Below are 16619 nucleotides of genomic sequence, written 5' to 3'. Positions count from 1 at the left end.
CATTTTCGAGTACGTTGTTTATCGCAGGTCAGAGGCTCGAAACTTGTTTCTAGTAGGTTTCGAGTACCTTTCGAGTAGCTTTCCTAGCTACCTAAGCGGCCCCTTTACAGACCACACAGCACGCGGATCGCGCGGTCCATTTCCACGCCAATGAACCAGCCCAGCATCACGCATGGCCTGCAATGCACGGCGCACTGGCGGGGCCGACAAGCCCAGCGCCTCGGCAACATCACCCGTGGACATTGGCCGACCACTCATTTCTAGAGCAGCAAGCACATCCTCGGAATGACGAGGGAGACCACCCAGCACTTGGGCGTCTAAACGCTGTGTTGCGTTCAATGTAAGAACTACGCTGCCACTAGTTTGCGTATATACCGGATCAGCAAACCCAACCCGCCGCATACTTGCAAACATACGTCGGATTCCCTCACCCAGTTCCTGGCCAATGCGGAGCTCAGCGGTTACTCGCGCAATCAGAGGGTTGCGCGCAAAGCGGGCAATGGACTCCGGTTTAGTCGGATCTACAAGGCCGGGGAAGCGCCCCGGGCTAGAGACCTCAATCCGGCTCGGGAAAATTTCGAAACGAATGTGATCCCCGACCATGCTGTACGAGCGATGCACCACCGCGTTGACCAACCCCTCAAGCCAAACGTCGTGAGGGATAAGGTTCTCATCCTCGAAAAGACCCGCGCCGGTGAGCCGTCGAGTATTTGGCAGCATTCCGCTAATTGCTTCCTGAGCTGCTTGAATCTGTTGCGGTATCGGACCATCAAAACGCTGGTCATCCATCAACTGCTGCATCTGGCCAGGCAATCGCTCGTCCTCGCCAAAACGTAAAACCCGGATGTGTGCGTTCGGGAAGAACTCTTGAGGATTGTGCCCGAAAAGCAATATCGCAGCAGCACGTGGCCTGCCTTCCCGGTCAATCAGGTTGCGCGCCTTCAGAGCATCTTCGGCACTCGAAGAACCAATGGTCTCGGCATAAGTCTCAACCAGATCCATGTTGAGGTCGTTCGGGGTAGCGTTCGCGGGAACCGTGGCATCGTATTGCTGCTCACCCTTGGTGTAACGAAGCTCCAGAATGTCATCAGCCCTCAAGTGCTTCGTTTCATCACCCACTCGCAAGAAGCAGTCCCCTGACTTCAGGTAATGGACCCGCTCACTGGGCAAGACGTGGAAAAGATACACCTGCGTACGATCATCCACGTCGCACAACTCGATCTGGACGCGAACCGTCGGATCCGTGTGATCCAACGACGTCTGCCGCAGAGCATTGTCTTGGGTAGCGGTCGGCTTTCCTTCGAATTGCCGGTCCGAAATGCCAACCGCAATTACGCCGCCCTCAGAATTGGCCACGCCGACAATTGTCTTAGCCAAGTCCTTCGGCTTAATGCGGAAAGATTTGCGCTCGAACCACTGGTCTTCGGGGAACTGCAGAAGCTGGTTCGGCTCCTCGTGGAAATTTCGCTGCACACTCACAATCTAACATTCTACTCGAAACATTTTCGAGTACGTTGTTTATCGCAGGTCAGAGGCTCGAAACTTGTTTCTAGTAGGTTTCGAGTACGTTTCGAGTAGCTTTCAAGTAGCTCCTTTCGCAACCTTGGAAGCCGATAGGTTAGCCTGAAAGAAAGCTATGCATACCCGCAATAACAGCGATGCTGGGGCGGGCGTGGTTGGAACGGTGGGCGTCACCAAGAGAAGAAAGAGGAGTGAATCCGCGCGTGCGAACAGGCGAGCAACACATCGATACCGCCGCGTGGATGCAGGCCATCTTCAACCGCAGCGAGCAGGCCGACACGCGCCGCGAACGGACCAAGCAGGCGCTGCTACGGGCCGGCATCGAGCTGATCGCCGAGGAGCAGACGGATCTTTCCATCCTGGCGATCACCCAAAAGGCGGGAGTCTCGAACGGCAGCTTCTACAACTTCTTTAAAGACCGCACGCAGTTCTTCGACGCGGTCGCCGAGTACGCGGTAGACAACCTGGCCAGCATTTTTGACCTGGCGGCGGACCAGGATCTGGACTCGATCGACGCGGCGGCGACGAACATCCGCATCCTGGCGTATGCGCATCGCCTGGTGCCGACGCTCTCGAAGTCGATTGTGCGCCGCTCCCCGGACTTCTACACCATGCCCAACGAGCTGGTGCGCAAGCTGCGCGAACGGATCAGCGCGGGTGTGAACGACGGTTCCTTCCACGTGGCCAGCACCGAAACGGCAGCGGCGATTATCTTCGGCGCCAACGCGATGCTCGGGCAGCGCCTGCACGAGGATCCGACGTTGAACAGCAGGACCGCCGGGGACGACCTGGCGCTGGATCTGCTGCGCATGCTGGGGGTTAGCGAGGAGCGCGCCCTGCAGGCCATCGCACGGCCGATCGACGAATACCTGACGCCACCGCAGTAGGCGCTGCGCTAGTCCTCCCGTGCCACGCCGAAGCCGAAGCGGTCGAGGAAGCGGTCTTCCTCCCGGCGCGTGTCCCGCGAATGCTCCGTGATCCAATCCGTAATGCGCTGCTGCAGCTCCGGATTCAGGGGCGCGCGCACCAGGTCGGGGCCTAGGATCCGCTCCCAGGTGGGGACCATGATTCCGCGGTAGTTATGGCCGTGGCCTGCGGGGGTCTGCTTGGAGGTCAGCATGTCCATGGCCACCTGCCAGCCGGTGGTAAACGGAATCCAGCGGAGTTTATGCACTACATCGTTGTGCTGGGTGGCCGGTGCGGGCACGCCCCGGGCGCCGGGTTCGCGCAGCCAGTCTGGTTCCTTCCAGAACAGATCAGTATCCCACCACACGATCGCATCGGAGGCGTGCTGCACCACGGCCATCCGCGGGTGCTGCCATGGCTGGCCGTACTCTTGGCCGCGCCAGTCACGGTCCAAGTGGTCGGCGTGGCTGATGAAGCGCACGTGCCGGCCTTGGTCGTACAGCGGTAGGCGCTCTGGCGAGCCTTCGCTGCGGTAGGTGGTCATGTCGCGGATCATCTTGGTGAAGCGTGGCGCGCCGGACAGCACCGCCCCGTCCACCTTCGCCAGCATGTCCTCCAGCCCATCGAAGGCCGCTGCCGTGCCATACGCCCCCAGGGATTCGCCGGTCACAAACACCTTTGGCGCATTGGGCATGCCGTCTAGCAGCTCAAACACGGCGTCAATAAGTAACTTGGCAGCACGCACCGGGGTATCGCGGTCAAGCACATAGGCGACGGGCGACTGCACGTAGGAGTACTGCATCGCCACGTTCACGCAGTTGCCGCCCGTAAGGAATTCGACAGTATCCAGCTGCCAATCCGGCACCCAGCCCGTGCCCGTCGAGGTATGGATGACGATGGCCGAGCGGTGCAGGGCGCCCGTTCGCAGCAGCTCCCGTTTCACCAGTTCAACGATGCTTTCCAGCGTGCGCCCGGGGGCCAGGCCGCCGTAGATGCGGATCGGCTCGTGCACGTCGGTCAGGCCCGTGACCTCCGTGATGTCGCGCGCCCTAGGCCCACCGCCGACCAGCACACGGCCTTGGGCGCCCAGGGAGATCCACCTTTCATGCGACCACACCGAACCGGAACGCTCGGGCTCCCAGGGTTGCTGGTAGCCCCAGTACACGCGGCGGTTGACGAGCTCGGCCTTCTCGTTGAACTTCTCGAGGAACTGCCGTAGCAGGATCTTGTCGGAGATGAGGTAGGCGATGACGCCCACCGCTCCAGCGGCCACAGGCACAGCAACGGGGGCGGGGACGAACCGGCGCAGCGAATGCCGGGTGAGGTCGAAGCTGGACTGTAGTAGCTCGCCGAGCAGGAGAAATGCGCCGTAGCCGAGGGTGCTGACGGCCACTCCAACGAAGGCGGAGGGGGCGCCGAGGCGCTGGCTGTTCACCAGCGCGGCGGATTCGCCCTGGCGCTTGTAGAAGCGGTAGGCGGCGACGGCGGTGGCCAGGGTGACGGCGGCGTGCATGGCGCGGTAGGCCTCGCGGTAGCCGGGCTTGTTCACGAGTTCCCGCAGGTCCAGGCCGGCCGCGCGGAAGGCGGGCAGCACTGCGCTGGCGATGATGGTGCCGTTGAAGTGCCCGACCGTCTGGGACGTGGAGGCGTTACCGGCCACGGCCCACCAGGGGTGCGGCAGCAGGGAGGGCGAGAGGGCATTCCACATGCCGATTTCCGCGCCGATGATGGCGAATCCGCGGCGGGGATCCAGGGCATAGCGCCTGTTCAGGCGCACGCCTGGGAAGAGGTTGGCGTAGAGGTCAATCGCGCCGGCGGCAGCGCGGAAGGAGTAGGACAGCGTGGTGAGGGAGGCCCACTTCGCCCGCCGTTTTAGGCCCGGGAGGATTCTTCGCCGCAGATTACGCATGGATGGTGGTCGGTTCTAGTGCTGGGCTCCACGCAGGGTGGTGTGCGTGACGTAGTACTCTTCGTAGTCCCGCAGGGTGCGGGCTTTCTCGTTGAGACGGGCCATCACGGCCTCGCGGGCGCTGTCGCGGTCGTTGTAGAACTCCAACGGGTCGCCGACGCGGACTTCCTCGCCACGCTCCACCAGCATGTACGCCTTACCCTCCGGGCCGACGATGGTCTGCGGCGTGCCGGTGAAGGGGTCGGTGTAGCGATACGTAGTGGTCGTGCCGGTCATGTGTCGTGGGGCTCCCTGGGTTGGGGTTTGCGGTTTGATTGAGCTCGCTCATCCCACATTACTTGCAGCGACGGGGGCTGATCTACACAAATGGGGGTTTAGCACCTCGGCAGAGGCCGAACTCAGAGCAAACCCTCTCGGGGGCACCCTTTTGCATACCTCAGCAAACAATTATGTTTCTTATTCACCGTTAAGTATATGATCTCCCTGACCATTATCTTTTAGGAGTAAAAATGCGCCGCTACGCACTTGCGATCGTCACTGCAGCTTCTCTTGGCCTCGTGGCCTGCAGCTCGAGTGATGAGCCGAAATCCACTACCGCTGGAACCATCACCGCAGCTGAATCCGCGCCTGAGAATGAGGAGTCGACCGAAGACGAAGGTGACGCTGGCGAACTGAACAAGCCGCTTAGGATCTCTACTCTCAGCGACAATGACGTGTTCATGACCATCAAGGAAATCTCCCTGGGTAAGGAATGCCGCTTTGGGGTAGACGATCCGGAGTACTCTTTCGACCAAATGAACGACGATCAGCAATACCTACAGATCCTTGCTGAGATCGACGTCCAGAAGCTGGACAATCCCGTCAGTGGTGGCTTGGTCTACCTTGACAACCCTAAAGCAGTGGACGGTGATGGCTTCGCTAAGGAAGCCGAGCTCGGGTTCGACTGTGAACAAAGCGAAGGATACGAAGACTGGGGAGAGGGCACCGAAGTGGGCGACAAGTCTCGTCGTTACGGAGCCTTCATCGTGCCGAAGGGCGTGACCGAAGTCCGCATCCAGGGCAAGAAGTTCGCTGTGGAGCCCGAAGGGAACTAGAGCTTCCCCTCGGCCAGCACAGTCCCGCCCGGCGCGGCGCTGCCGTCCATCGGCTCCTCGGTGACGCGCACCATCATCGTGTCCGCGGGCAGCGGCATCCACACGTTGTCGTGCGGGTCCTGGCCAATCACGCCGGCTGATCGGGCGGCGCCGCTTTTGTTGATAGACCACACCTGCGCGCCCATTCCGTCCTTCAGTACGGGCGCGCCGTTGACCATCGCCCCACCGGAATCCATCTCCGTCGAGACCACCACGTCCAGCGTCGACCCTTCGGCCTTCAGCGACACGCTGCGCACATCCCCCATCGCCATGATGGAGTGCATGTGGTCTTCCGCCTCGGCACCCTGCATGGGCTCCTCGTCATTCGTGCCCTGACCAGCTCCTTCGGAGTCTGAGAACACCTCCGGGGCGTCTCCCCCACCGTCTTCGCCGGACTCGCTGGTGTTGTTCTCCGCAAGGTCGGCGTCCTCGCCACTGCCCCATAGCCCGCTGGTGGTGCCCACAATCCCCACGCCGGCCAGCAGTACAACTGCGGCAGCCGCGGCAAAGGCAGTGCGCGCGAATCCACGACGAGCTCCGCGCGCCTTCGACATAGGCACTACGTTATCCTCACCGGCCTCTGCACCCGGCGCGACCTGCGGATACTCGCCCGAAGCGATCGCATCCATAATGTTCGACTTCAACTGCGGCGGAGGTGCCACCGGTCCGGCCAAGTCCGCCAGGTCGGCTTCTAGCTCGCCGAAGTCCGGCTTCTCGTCTTTCATCGGGCACCCCCTTCCGTCAGTGCGGCACGTTGTTCCTTGAGGATCTTCTCTAGCTTACGAAGCCCATCACGCACGCGCGTCTTCGCAGTTCCCAGCGGTACGCCGGTGGCTTCAGCCAGCTCCGCGTGAGTCATGTCGCCGAAGTAGGCCATCAGAATCGCGGTCTTGTGCGGCTCGCCCATGATCTCCAGCGCAGTCCGCACGGCGTGGCGTTGCACGTTCCTTAAGGCCTCGTCTTCCACGCTTTCTTTTTTTATTGACGCCACCAGGAAGGCCTCTCGGTCATCCCGTTTCAAGGTGGCGATGGCGCTTCGGACGCGATCAATGGCGCGGAGCCCCGCCCGGCGGAGGATCCATGCTTTGGCCGAGCCTTTGGCTGGGTCGAAGTCTGCAGCGTGCTGCCATACCTCGATGAAAACTTCCTGGGTGACTTCCTCTGCCTGCGCCTGATCGTGGAGTATCTGCAGGCTGAGGCCCAGGACATTCGGGGCGATGTGGTCGTAGAGGCGTGCGAAAGCCGCCGCATCACCCTGTTGGGTGAGCAGCATCAAGCTCTCGAGGGTTTCTCTATCGACGATGGCCACCGTTTTCATCGTAGCGCCCCGGGGCCTACGACCTGCTCGTCATCTACTGGTTCTGCTTTCCCTGCAGATCCGGCATCATGCTTTCGTCGGTCTCCATCATGTTCTCGACCTTGTCTTCCATTTTGCCGTCCATCTTGTTGTCCATCTTCTCGGACATGGCGGGCTTGTCCGGCATCATGCTCTCGTCGGTCTCCATCATGTTCTCCGTCTTGCCGGACATTTGGTCACCGCCCTTCATGTCTTCGGTCATCTCTTCTTCAGTCATTTTGCTCTCGCTGGTCATTTCGGAAGAAGTGGTTTCGCTCATCTTGGAATCCGCAGCGTCATCGTCCTCGTTGCACGCAACCAGGCCCAGACCCATCACGCCGGTCAGGGCCACAGCAACGGCGGCACGGCCCACAGAGAATCCGGCTGCACGGTTAGCTGCAGAGTTGGTCTTGCGAATCATCATTTGTACTGCTCCTTCGGGTTAGCGATCGTTTTCCACACGACCCCGTCGCAGGGCCGCTTCATTGGTACATACGGCGCCCTCCCCCACACCGGATTGGGAGTTTTCGAGAATTCTTAAATTCCCGAACACTTGCCACGAGATGCCCCACCAGTTCGCAGAAGTGCAGTAAGGCAAACAAACGTTTGATTACCGAGCAGATGAACCACTTTAGATGTCTTACCCCGTCGCTACAGTAAGTACTACATCCACCGAAGATGCCAAGGCATTTGCCCACCGTAAACAACTCAACAACATATCGGAAGGGACACAGACCATGACCCCCGACAATCGCACCGAAGATCAGAAGGCTGCTGCCGTCCGCGCCTCCATGACGATGGCCGGATACACCATGACAACCCGAGACGAAGAGGATGTCCGACGCATCCTCCGAGGAGAAATCACCGGCGACGAAGCTGTACTGGAAGTACTGGAACGACACGGTTTGGGCGACAGCGAACGCGCCGAAGTCCTCCGCACACGCATCGCTGAGAGTAAGAAGGAAAGTCAAACAGGCAAGAGTGATGACCTAACGGACAATGCGTAGAACTTCCCTGCCTAGCCGTCTCCTCAAGGATTCCCACTTTGCATCAAACTGAGAATCAAAGTGTCAAACTTTGAATGAAAGTGCGACTTTCAACAAATCGTTTCATAGTTTCACTACCTGCTCATTCACAGTTTGAACCTCAAAGTGCGAATTAAAGTGTTAAACAATTAGCGGTTTCACACTTTGATTTATGAGTTTGGAACTTTGAGCACAGCTACGTATTCTCCACAAGCCTGAAGCTCAGCTGCCCACTTCCCGGAGGACGGAACAGTGTTCCGCTATTGTTGCACTTTCGGGTCTACAGGAGACCACGTGGGACTTAACCAGAAAGTGCCTGATCACCGCAGATACAAGAAAATCCCAGGTGCTTTTGTTCCTTGCTGGCCCTTAGCGTGATGGGCTGGTAGTGGATTCCCTGAACGGTCTTGACCCATGCTGAATCCTCCCTTGATCAAATGACACGAGAAGTAATCGAGACTTCGCTTCTGACCAGTAGTAGAGACCGTTTGCCCCACCGGAACAATCCGATCCGGTGGCGGGAGCGGACAGAGGGTTACAGCACGTGCATATTGCCATAAATCTGCTCATCCCGTGAGCTGGCGGAATCTAGTCGATGTAGATGTTATTGGCGAACGAGACTGGCCTGGAAGGCAAAAGGTTAAACTGGCGAAATGACCATGTCCATTGACTATGTGCGCTGGATTGGAATTGCAGCGTGGACCAGTGGTTTAGCCATCCCACGAAACTGCCAGGCGTTGGCTGTTGTTCCGGGGGATTCTCCCGGAAGAATCTTGATCCAGAGCGCCGGGGGACGCGCCACAACATTCGAGGACATTGAGCGTGAGTACACACATATCCAGTGGTTGCTAGCTGGAGCTCCTAGTGATGAATCTGTGCTGGATTATGTGTACCACCAGCAGCTCTGTTTAACGCATTATGAGCTCCTCGACCATGACTTCGCCATCTTGGATGTCAGCGATAGCGCGTGCGGGAGCAAAAACTACTCCTTCAGGCAGTCGTCTGCCGCTGATCGCCGCCCCGACTACAGTCCCAAGGAAGCATTAGCTGCAGCTCAGCGCCTCAGCAACTCCGCAATAGGATCGGCTCTTTCAGAACATATCCCTGCCTGGAATTTGGCCGAGTCATTAGGGCTTCTAGCTCTTGCTGTTCGTGAATACTTCACGGGCGCGGTGGTACGGGAACTTACTCGGAAGTATGTAAAGGATCTTCGTTCGGATTCTCTAAACACCCAGGAAGTGCTTGGTTGTGGCCGCCTCGCCTATAGCGTGGCGTTTAAAGTTAATGATGACTCTGCAACCACCACTCGGGTGATCACCCTGCACGTTCAGGAAGATGATCCTCTTTTCACAGAATCTGTGTTGAGGCACATCGTTGACCGGGCACAGGCCTTCGCTAGCGCATGTGGAAGTGGCGTTCATTGCGAGTCGGTATTCCACAACATCATTTTCCACCAGGCGTTCCCTAGCACCGTCCATGAACCGGATGCTGAAGAAACACCAATCATTCTGTACCGAATCCCGCTCAGCACTGATCTTCTCCCTGTCCAATCCTTAACGCAGGTGTTGGGTGACAGCACCGCCCGCACAGCCGATGACGCACTGAGAGAACCTGCCCAACGGACTTCGCTCAGTATTCGTCGGCTCCCAGATAGCGGCATCATCCGGGTACGCAGTTTCATCCCAGGAACAAGCATCGTCGATCGTGCAATTCACCGCGGCAGCTATCTCGCATCCTCGGAACTTGTTTCTAAGTTACAACAGGAAAAGGCGTTGGCTGATCCTGATTGTCTCGCCGCAGCTGTAACACCGACGCTGATCTGGGAATCTCTCAGCACTTGGGGTCTCGCGTCCGGCAGCACCGCAAGTTCAGTGTGTTCCGTGCTTGGCGTGCGTGCCAATTGCATCTCCGCTGTGGAAAGTTCCATTCATCAACCACTGTTGACAGTTGAGGTCGATGCGCAGGCGCCACTCGGCACTGTGGCACATGACGTGTGTGATGTTCTCGGTGACCTGGGTATCGATTCCTTTACGGACTTCCCGATTGAGTTACTGTGGTTCGATCCGCCGAAAGAGGCCGGCGTCAGCACCTCCTCTCCCAACGCTGCACCCCCACAGACCACGTCGCTGGAACTCCCCGTGCTATGGCCCCGTGCTTTAGGGGCACGATCAATAGCTGCCACAAATCAGGCACTCGCGCTCGCCGCCGTTCGCCGAGCTCTGCGCCACTGTTGCACTAAAGGCCTGTCGTGGATCGGGGTAGCTCATGCTAGAAAAACGTCTGCCAGTGGGAGGCATCTGATTAGGGTGGCGGTCGCGTTCGAGTCTGAATACACAGACAGAGTGGCCGTCAATCAGGAATTGTCCTTCGCAGTGAATGAGGTTTTTGCCGGAAACTCTATCGGTCCACATGTCACGTGCGAGGTTATCGATGCTAACCAAATAACCGACGTTTCAACATGGGTCACGGCGGCTGGGTACCATCCCGTTACTGGTTTCCTGCCTGCATATATTCAACTTGAACACCTCAACGCCGGCTATGTACCAAGTTCTTAATCGCTATCATTGAAGTGTCCCAGGTTTTGTTCCGTTTGAGTAGATGGGAAAATTTGGAACGTGCCAAGGAAATTTGACCAGGATGCGAAGGACCGTGTGGTCCGTCTTGTGGAAGACCGCATCTTGGCGGAAAATATGTCGATGCAAGCCGCGTGCCAGGCAGTAGCTCCAAAGCTGGGGGTTTCATGGCACACGGCCCGTCAATGGACTCAGCAGGCCCGCCGTGCGGGAAACATTCCAGAACCTGTGCCTGAAGATTTGGCTGCCGAAAACGCGAGGCTACGTCGTGAAAATCAAGAGCTACGCGACACTAACGAGCTGCTGAAGGCTGCCTCAGCTTTTTTCGCGTCGGAACTCGACCCAAAACGTCGGAAATGATCCGATTCATCGATGAATACCGGAATCGTTTCTCTGTCGAGTTCATCTGTAAGACGTTGAAGGATAACCGGGCTGGTGGGTTCATCACCTCGCGTGGGTATCGCCAGTCCAAGGCCCGTGGGTTAAGTGCTCGTCGCCTTCGTGATGCTGTGCTGGTCGACCGCATTAGTGCTGTTCATCGGGATAATTACGGCGTCTACGGCGTGCGGAAAATGTGGCATGCTCTCCGCCGTGACGGAATTGATATCGGTCGTGAACAAACTGCTCGGTTGATGCGCTTGGCCGGTGTTTCTGGCAAAGGCAAAGGCAGATCACCTCTCACAACCCGTAAGGCTAATGTGCCTGATCTGCGCCCGGACTTGGTCGAGCGTGAGTTCAAAGCTCAGGGCCCGAATAAACTGTGGGTGGCCGACATTACGTATGTGCGCACGAAGAAAGGCTTTGTGTACGCCGCGTTTGTCACCGACGTTTACTCTCGACGGATCGTTGGGTGGGCGTTATCAGACTCGATGCGGACGGAAGCACTGCCGCTGCAAGCTCTTAACCAGGCGATCGTGTGTGCTGAGGAAACAACAGGTCTCATTCACCATTCAGATCACGGCTCACAGTATGTCAGCGTTGTCTACAACCAGCGACTTGCCCAGCACGGGATTGCCGCTTCCACCGGAACGGTCGGGGATTCTTATGACAATGCTCTGGCAGAAAATGTTAATGGTTCCTACAAGAACGAGCTGATCCATGCTCGCAGGTGGGATGATGTTGTCGAGGTAGAAATCGCGACGTTCGAGTGGGTGTCATGGTGGAACGAGACTAGGCTCCACCAAAGCTTGGACTACCGAACCCCGGTCGAGGTCGAAACCGAATTTTGGAAGCAGAACCCGCCACAGGAAATAATAGAAATCAAGGCAAACGCCTAGGAACAAAACCCGGGGCACTTCAGGTGATGATGGTGCTGAAGCACATCCCGCGCCCGATCTTCAAGATGCTGCCTATTTAAGGTCTGGAGGGGACCAAGGCCCGAATAGCAGGGCTTTGGTCTCAACCCACAGCTGCAGTTCCAATTGGGATAACCGTGGAGCAATACGATTGCAGCAGCTCATCATCGTGACTGACTAGAACTATGCCCATTCCCTCGCTGTTGAGTTCTTGCAGAACGCTCATCACTTTGGTCGCTGCTTGATAATCAAGCGCCGAGGTAATTTCATCGCAGAGCAGGAGCTTTGGGCGCACGGCTAGAGCACGTGCGATTGCAACACGCTGCCTCTGCCCTCCAGAGAGTCCACTTGGCTTACGCTGTGCGAGCTGCTTATCGATACCGACTTTATCGAGTAAATCTATTGCCGCTCGGCGTGCGTCACGGCGTCCCCTTACCGACACCCGGGCTGCACGCGCTACGGCATCGAGCGCGGTCATTTTCGGGTTCAACGTAGAGGCAGGATCCTGCGGAACTATCTGCATCATCAAACGATTCTTCCGTGGCCATGTACGCTTAGCTTCACGAGTTACACCAGCACATTCAATCTCACCCGACTCTGCGTGGTTTAGCCCGATTAGGCACCGAAGTAGTGTCGACTTTCCGCTTCCCGACGGTCCCTTGACCCCAACCATAGTGCCACGCTGTACAGCGAAAGAGAGGCCCTGAAAAAGAGTCACGCGTTCATTATTCACGCAGCTCAGGTTGGAAACTCTTAAGACTGGAGACGCGCCCGCCCCTGCCCCCGCCCCCGGCATAGATTCACCAATCGAGGCTTTGGAGAGTTCTGTGACCTGGATGCCTTTCGTTACTGAACGCGGGCTGTGGCCAGAAGTCGTCTCTACACTCTGGCGTTCCACGCGCTGGGTGATCGAATCGCTTTTTTCCGTTCCATTCCCGACAGCCACGACCGAGTCAATGCAAATCGCAAGCTTAGGAACCTGGTGGGCGGTGAAAATGACCGTAACGCCACTATCCGCGAGGCCTCTTAGCAGATGAGCGATTACCGTCGAAGTATCGGAGTCAAGGCCGGCGAAGGGCTCATCAAGAGCGATGGCTTCAGGCGAACGCGATAGTGCCCGAGCCAGTGCCACCCGTCGCTGCTGTCCACCAGAAAGCTGGTGAATACGTCGGGAAGCAATGCTGGCTGGAAGATCTACACGCTGCAGCAACGCTGCAACGTCGGCCGCTGGAGCTAGCTCCCGGAGCATCCGGGCTACTGACATCAATGGTGGCAACTCGGCGCCCGGATCCTGTCCTACGAAAGCAATGTGCTCACGGCGAAAATGAGCTAATTCACATGATGAAAGCTCCAGCGGGTTTACATCTCGCCACTCACTGGACTCGACAGAAACCTCACCAATTACTTCCGATCTCTCCGGTACCGCACCAATCAATGCCTTTAAAAGTGAGGTCTTCCCGGAGCCGCTCACCCCAGTTAAAACCGTAATTTCACCCGCTCGGGCAGTGAGCACTGTGCGGGGTAGGATAACGTGCCCGCTTTGCATCACGGAAATATCTACATCAATCACGAGCTCGGCACATCCTTCGGTTCCTTCTGCCTCCCATTAATCAGGGCCACTACAGCAATCGATGTCGCTGCCAACGCGGCGGCTGGTGCAAGCACTGACCACGGGTTCAGTGATATTCCACTCGCGTTATCCCGCACCATCGCTGACCAAGCGAATTCACCTAAACTTCTCCCGACCCCAAGGAAACTCGCTGTTGCCAGAACATACAGTGCCTCGATAATGCGAAGACTCCACACCGAACGAAGTACAGCCGAAATATTGGGAATGATGTCCCGAAAAATTATCGAGACGGTCGTTGCGCCACTGCCCTGTGCAGCCTGAACATAGCCAGCGCTAGCAACGGGATAGGTTGCGGCAGCGACTACGCGGGCGGCGTATGGAGTACCGACTGCGACAGAAACGCTGATAAGTAAAGGCAATCCTCCATTGGGATATAACACAGCGGTTAAAAGCAAAAGAATTACCGCCGGCACCAAGATCGTGACATCCGCCACTGCTTCAATAAAGAAACCCAGTTTTGGCCTTAGCGCCCCCAAGATACCGAGTAGAGTGCCAAATACCGTGGTTAAAGAACCGACGATTATTGCAGTTACGACCAAGGACTGGCCGCCAACAAGCACCGCAGCGCCCACACTTCTCCCCAGGTGTTCTGTTCCTAGGAAGCCCGCCTCATTACCGTTAGCGAAGGGTGTTCCATGCGCCGACGGCTCAATGTCAAACAAACCAGCAGCGACCGGACCTCCTAACACTAAGGCGATAAAAGCCCCCGCTAAAATCCTTCGAATCATAGTTGCACCTTCGGGGTGAATGCGATTTTTATTGCATCTGCCGCAGTCAGCAACGCCAGGATGATTGCTCCCGTTACGGCAAGTACGGCGAGAATTACCGAGATATCCCGTTGCGCGACTGCATTAGACACCAAAAGCCCCACTCCAGGATGGTTAAATAACGCTTCGACTGTGACTGTCCCTGCTACCAAAACACCTGCTGTTGTAGCCATTGAAGTAGCAAATGTCGGTGCGGATAGCGGCAGGATATGTCGAAGTGCCAGCTGATTTCCCACGATTCCGTTTAGCTCAGCATTGCGGACCGCAGTGTTGTGAGAAGCATCCTCGAACGCTGCGAAAAGCATTCTCGAATTCCAGGCCGCCTGAGGAATTACCAGCGCCATAACCGGTAATGCGTACATACTTATCTGGGTTGGCAAGCCTTCCGCGGTGATAGTGACCGCGGGAAACCAACCAAGCCAGAGAGAGAATACCGCTACCAGAAACACACCAACGACAAACTCTGGTAGCGCAATTAATGCCACTGTCGATCGGTCAATAATGTGCGAAATCCAGGGTTTTTCAGCACGTGAAGCCCAAAAAATGGCGATTGCTACCGAAAGAACAGCAGTGACTAAAAATGCCATACCAGTTGTTGCCAGCGTCACAGGCAGCGCTGAACTCAGCAGATTAATAATCGGTACTCCGTTTACGGAAGTACCAAAGTCGCCCGCAAACGCACTTCCCAGCCAGCTCAGGAAGCGGGCCATAAGCGGCTTATCAAGATTCAGGTTTCTTTCTAGCGCTGCCAGAGCTTCCGGGGTCCGGTTTGCGCCCAAGATTGCGGAGGCAGCATTACCGGGCAGTCGATCAATCGCTACAAAAACAAGTCCGAGAACTGCGAAAAGTAAGCCTCCACGAATTATCAGCCGAGGAATAAGCCAACGCGCGATTTCCGCTGACACACTAAGCCTTCTTGACAGTTTCAAGGAGGACACGACCATAGCCTGGAGCCTTAGGCAGACCACTCAAATTCGCTCTCGCAAGATCGACGCCGTCGGATGCACCCCAGACCAGATACCCGGATCGCTCGAACTCAATCTTCTGCAGCTGGCGGCTTAGCTGGTTAATTCTCTCAGTATCGGTGCTTTCCAGTACCTGGTCATAGATCTCGTTGAATTCAGCATCATCAAATGCGGTCTCATTAGAGGCCGCGTCACCGTCGAGAACCTTCCCGGCGAAGAAGAGCACGGAATCGTTAGTTCCCCAATAGCCACAATATAGGTCTGCCTTGGTCCATGTCTCGTCGTAGAAAGTACCCGAATCCTGCTCCACTACATTGAGAGTCATGCCGATTTCTTTCACCTGATCAGCGATAACCTTCATCGCCTCTACTTGACCCGGAGCCTCAGGGGTAACGTACAAGTCATACGTTTTCTCAAGGTCAAAATCTGCCTCTTGGAGGAGATTCTTCGCTTTCACAACGTCACGCTTACGCACTAACGAAGAATCCAGGTTCGAATCTGCCGTTCCAAGAATGTCGTTTGCAGGGGTTCCATAACCGGAGAGAGCTCGTTGGATGATTTGCTCCCGATCAACTGCAAGGCGCAGCGCCTGACGAACTCTCACATCTGAGAAAGGCCCATCTGAGGTACGCATGATTAGTGGAATAACCGAGTCATTCATCCGGCGCACAATCTTTATATCTTCATTTCCTTCGACGGATCGGGCCGCAATAGGACCCGCAGCTTGAGCTAAGTCAATTTGCCCGGACAACAGCGCATTAGTCATTGCGGTGGAGTCTTCAAATGGAATGACATGGACCTCAGCAACTCCTGCTACTGTTCCGTGATAGTTATCGAAACGCTTGAGCTTAGCAGAACCATTTTCCCAACTGACCAGCTGGAACGGCCCCGATCCAATGGGCTTTTCAGCAGAAGAACCCTTCTTCATCACGAAGGTCATCAATCGCGCAAGCATCGGAAGCTGTGAATTCGGTTCCGCAGTTTCCATCACAACGACGTTGGCTCCAGCAGCACGAATGCTATCAGGCATCACTGGAAGCCGGAATGAGTTTTCCTCATCCGAAAGCATCTTCTTCAACGACCACACGACATCTTCAGATGTGACCGAGGAACCATCATGGAAGGTAGCACCGTCGGCAATCATAAATTCCCACTCAGTCGGATTATTCTGTTTCCATTCCTGCATCAGGCGTGGCACTACAGTTTCTTTCTCGCCCGGCACCGTCAGAGCCTCCCAGATCAGGGAGCTAATAAGCATATCTGAATCATTAGGCAAAAGCTGGTAAGGGTCTCGTTGAGCGCTTGCCGCTTTCCCGAGAGCCCCAACACGCAGCACATTAACGTTTTCGACTTCATCCCCACTGGCAGCCCCATCCCCTGCCGTCGACTCTCGTGACGTACACGCCGTCAGAAAAGTGCCTGTCCCAATAACTGCCATTGCAGCGAGGAATTGGCGTCGAGAAAAATTGGTCATGATGGTTCCTTAATCTCTAAGAAAGACTGCCCACAGGAGAAAAGACATTACTAACAACTACAGCAGCAGTAAAGCTTAGGCAAGC

At 56.6% G+C, this 16619-nt stretch carries 14 protein-coding genes and 2 pseudogenes; 5 read left to right on the top strand and 11 right to left on the bottom strand.

The features are described from left to right. Positions 1 to 87: 87 nt before the first annotated feature. On the bottom strand, positions 88 to 1479 hold the full coding sequence (locus L8V00_RS08455; protein WP_269944744.1) for an ATP-binding protein: 1392 nt from the start codon (positions 1477 to 1479) through the stop codon (positions 88 to 90). Between the two features lie 245 nt (positions 1480 to 1724). Here L8V00_RS08455 and L8V00_RS08450 point away from each other — a divergent pair, with 245 nt between their 5' ends. Beyond that, on the top strand, positions 1725 to 2408 hold the full coding sequence (locus L8V00_RS08450; protein WP_237746232.1) for a TetR/AcrR family transcriptional regulator: 684 nt from the start codon (positions 1725 to 1727) through the stop codon (positions 2406 to 2408). Positions 2409 to 2416: 8 nt separating this feature from the next. Here the strand turns inward: L8V00_RS08450 and L8V00_RS08445 are convergent, their stop codons facing one another. Both L8V00_RS08445 and L8V00_RS08440 read right to left on the bottom strand, forming a co-directional pair. Further along, positions 2417 to 4336, bottom strand: coding sequence for an alpha/beta-hydrolase family protein (locus L8V00_RS08445; RefSeq protein ID WP_239316780.1), 1920 nt, complete (start codon positions 4334 to 4336; stop codon positions 2417 to 2419). Positions 4337 to 4351: 15 nt separating this feature from the next. Next, the gene (locus L8V00_RS08440; RefSeq protein ID WP_049050535.1) at positions 4352 to 4612 is read right to left on the bottom strand and encodes a hypothetical protein; all 261 of its coding nucleotides are present in this window, start codon (positions 4610 to 4612) and stop codon (positions 4352 to 4354) included. A gap of 233 nt (positions 4613 to 4845) precedes the next feature. Here L8V00_RS08440 and L8V00_RS08435 point away from each other — a divergent pair, with 233 nt between their 5' ends. Beyond that, a complete protein-coding gene (locus tag L8V00_RS08435) occupies positions 4846 to 5430 on the top strand; it encodes a hypothetical protein (RefSeq protein ID WP_269944743.1) in 585 nt (194 codons plus the stop codon). Here the strand turns inward: L8V00_RS08435 and L8V00_RS08430 are convergent. From L8V00_RS08430 to L8V00_RS08420, 3 genes are read right to left on the bottom strand one after another with little or no spacing between them, the layout of a single operon-like run. After that, positions 5427 to 6194, bottom strand: a complete 768-nt coding sequence (locus tag L8V00_RS08430) for an anti-sigma factor (RefSeq protein ID WP_049050537.1) — start codon at positions 6192 to 6194, stop codon at positions 5427 to 5429. The two genes, L8V00_RS08435 and L8V00_RS08430, sit on opposite strands and share 4 nt — an antisense overlap. After that, entirely contained in the window at positions 6191 to 6787 is a 597-nt protein-coding gene (locus tag L8V00_RS08425) for a sigma-70 family RNA polymerase sigma factor (RefSeq protein WP_269944742.1), read from the bottom strand. The genes L8V00_RS08430 and L8V00_RS08425 overlap by 4 nt, the downstream gene beginning before the upstream one ends. Positions 6788 to 6821: 34 nt before the next feature. Then, a complete protein-coding gene (locus tag L8V00_RS08420; RefSeq protein ID WP_241476873.1) occupies positions 6822 to 7229 on the bottom strand; it encodes a hypothetical protein in 408 nt (135 codons plus the stop codon). 313 nt (positions 7230 to 7542) lie between these two features. Between L8V00_RS08420 and L8V00_RS08415 the strand changes: the two genes are divergently transcribed. The 3 genes from L8V00_RS08415 to L8V00_RS08405 all read left to right on the top strand — a co-directional run bounded on the left by L8V00_RS08415 (position 7543) and on the right by L8V00_RS08405 (position 11680). Beyond that, positions 7543 to 7812 (top strand): antitoxin VbhA family protein, encoded by a 270-nt coding sequence (locus tag L8V00_RS08415; RefSeq protein WP_049050538.1) that lies wholly within the window; start codon positions 7543 to 7545, stop codon positions 7810 to 7812. Positions 7813 to 8483: 671 nt separating this feature from the next. Then, positions 8484 to 10385, top strand: coding sequence for a hypothetical protein (locus L8V00_RS08410; protein WP_269944741.1), 1902 nt, complete (start codon positions 8484 to 8486; stop codon positions 10383 to 10385). A gap of 60 nt (positions 10386 to 10445) precedes the next feature. Beyond that, positions 10446 to 11680 (top strand): IS3 family transposase gene (locus tag L8V00_RS08405; protein ID WP_192816336.1). Its coding sequence is split into 2 segments (ribosomal slippage): positions 10446 to 10734 and positions 10734 to 11680, totalling 1236 coding nucleotides; the frame shifts between segments, so codons are not numbered across the junction. A gap of 121 nt (positions 11681 to 11801) precedes the next feature. Here L8V00_RS08405 and L8V00_RS10110 read toward each other — a convergent pair. The 5 genes and pseudogenes from L8V00_RS10110 to L8V00_RS08380 all read right to left on the bottom strand — a co-directional run. Beyond that, positions 11802 to 12392, bottom strand: a pseudogene (locus L8V00_RS10110) (ABC transporter ATP-binding protein); the annotation flags it as partial. Positions 12393 to 12757: 365 nt separating this feature from the next. Beyond that, positions 12758 to 13244: pseudogene (locus tag L8V00_RS10105) on the bottom strand (ATP-binding cassette domain-containing protein); the annotation flags it as partial. Between the two features lie 20 nt (positions 13245 to 13264). After that, positions 13265 to 14056, bottom strand: coding sequence for an ABC transporter permease subunit (locus L8V00_RS08390; RefSeq protein ID WP_269944740.1), 792 nt, complete (start codon positions 14054 to 14056; stop codon positions 13265 to 13267). Further along, positions 14053 to 15039, bottom strand: a complete 987-nt coding sequence (locus L8V00_RS08385; protein ID WP_269944739.1) for an ABC transporter permease — start codon at positions 15037 to 15039, stop codon at positions 14053 to 14055. Before L8V00_RS08385 ends, L8V00_RS08390 begins: the two co-directional genes overlap by 4 nt. Then, positions 15002 to 16534, bottom strand: a complete 1533-nt coding sequence (locus L8V00_RS08380; protein ID WP_175974191.1) for an ABC transporter substrate-binding protein — start codon at positions 16532 to 16534, stop codon at positions 15002 to 15004. Before L8V00_RS08380 ends, L8V00_RS08385 begins: the two co-directional genes overlap by 38 nt. Between the last annotated feature and the right edge of the window lie 85 nt (positions 16535 to 16619).

It is taken from the genome of Corynebacterium evansiae (genome assembly GCF_027570065.1).
GTDB lineage: Bacteria > Actinomycetota > Actinomycetes > Mycobacteriales > Mycobacteriaceae > Corynebacterium > Corynebacterium evansiae.
Note: the sequence above shows the minus strand (reverse complement) of the source record. Positions and strands in the feature narration are given on the sequence as shown.

Excerpts from the sequence above, each read along its gene's own strand:
- L8V00_RS08415 (WP_049050538.1), top strand. The coding sequence starts at position 7,543 with ATGACCCCCGACAATCGCACCGAAGATCAGAAGGCTGCTGCCGTCCGC.
- L8V00_RS08440 (WP_049050535.1), bottom strand. The coding sequence starts at position 4,612 with ATGACCGGCACGACCACTACGTATCGCTACACCGACCCCTTCACCGGC.
- L8V00_RS08390 (WP_269944740.1), bottom strand. The coding sequence starts at position 14,056 with ATGATTCGAAGGATTTTAGCGGGGGCTTTTATCGCCTTAGTGTTAGGA.
- L8V00_RS08445 (WP_239316780.1), bottom strand. The coding sequence starts at position 4,336 with ATGCGTAATCTGCGGCGAAGAATCCTCCCGGGCCTAAAACGGCGGGCG.
- L8V00_RS08410 (WP_269944741.1), top strand. The coding sequence starts at position 8,484 with ATGACCATGTCCATTGACTATGTGCGCTGGATTGGAATTGCAGCGTGG.
- L8V00_RS08420 (WP_241476873.1), bottom strand. The coding sequence starts at position 7,229 with ATGATGATTCGCAAGACCAACTCTGCAGCTAACCGTGCAGCCGGATTC.
- L8V00_RS08380 (WP_175974191.1), bottom strand. The coding sequence starts at position 16,534 with ATGACCAATTTTTCTCGACGCCAATTCCTCGCTGCAATGGCAGTTATT.
- L8V00_RS08385 (WP_269944739.1), bottom strand. The coding sequence starts at position 15,039 with ATGGTCGTGTCCTCCTTGAAACTGTCAAGAAGGCTTAGTGTGTCAGCG.
- L8V00_RS08425 (WP_269944742.1), bottom strand. The coding sequence starts at position 6,787 with ATGAAAACGGTGGCCATCGTCGATAGAGAAACCCTCGAGAGCTTGATG.
- L8V00_RS08435 (WP_269944743.1), top strand. The coding sequence starts at position 4,846 with ATGCGCCGCTACGCACTTGCGATCGTCACTGCAGCTTCTCTTGGCCTC.
- L8V00_RS08430 (WP_049050537.1), bottom strand. The coding sequence starts at position 6,194 with ATGAAAGACGAGAAGCCGGACTTCGGCGAGCTAGAAGCCGACCTGGCG.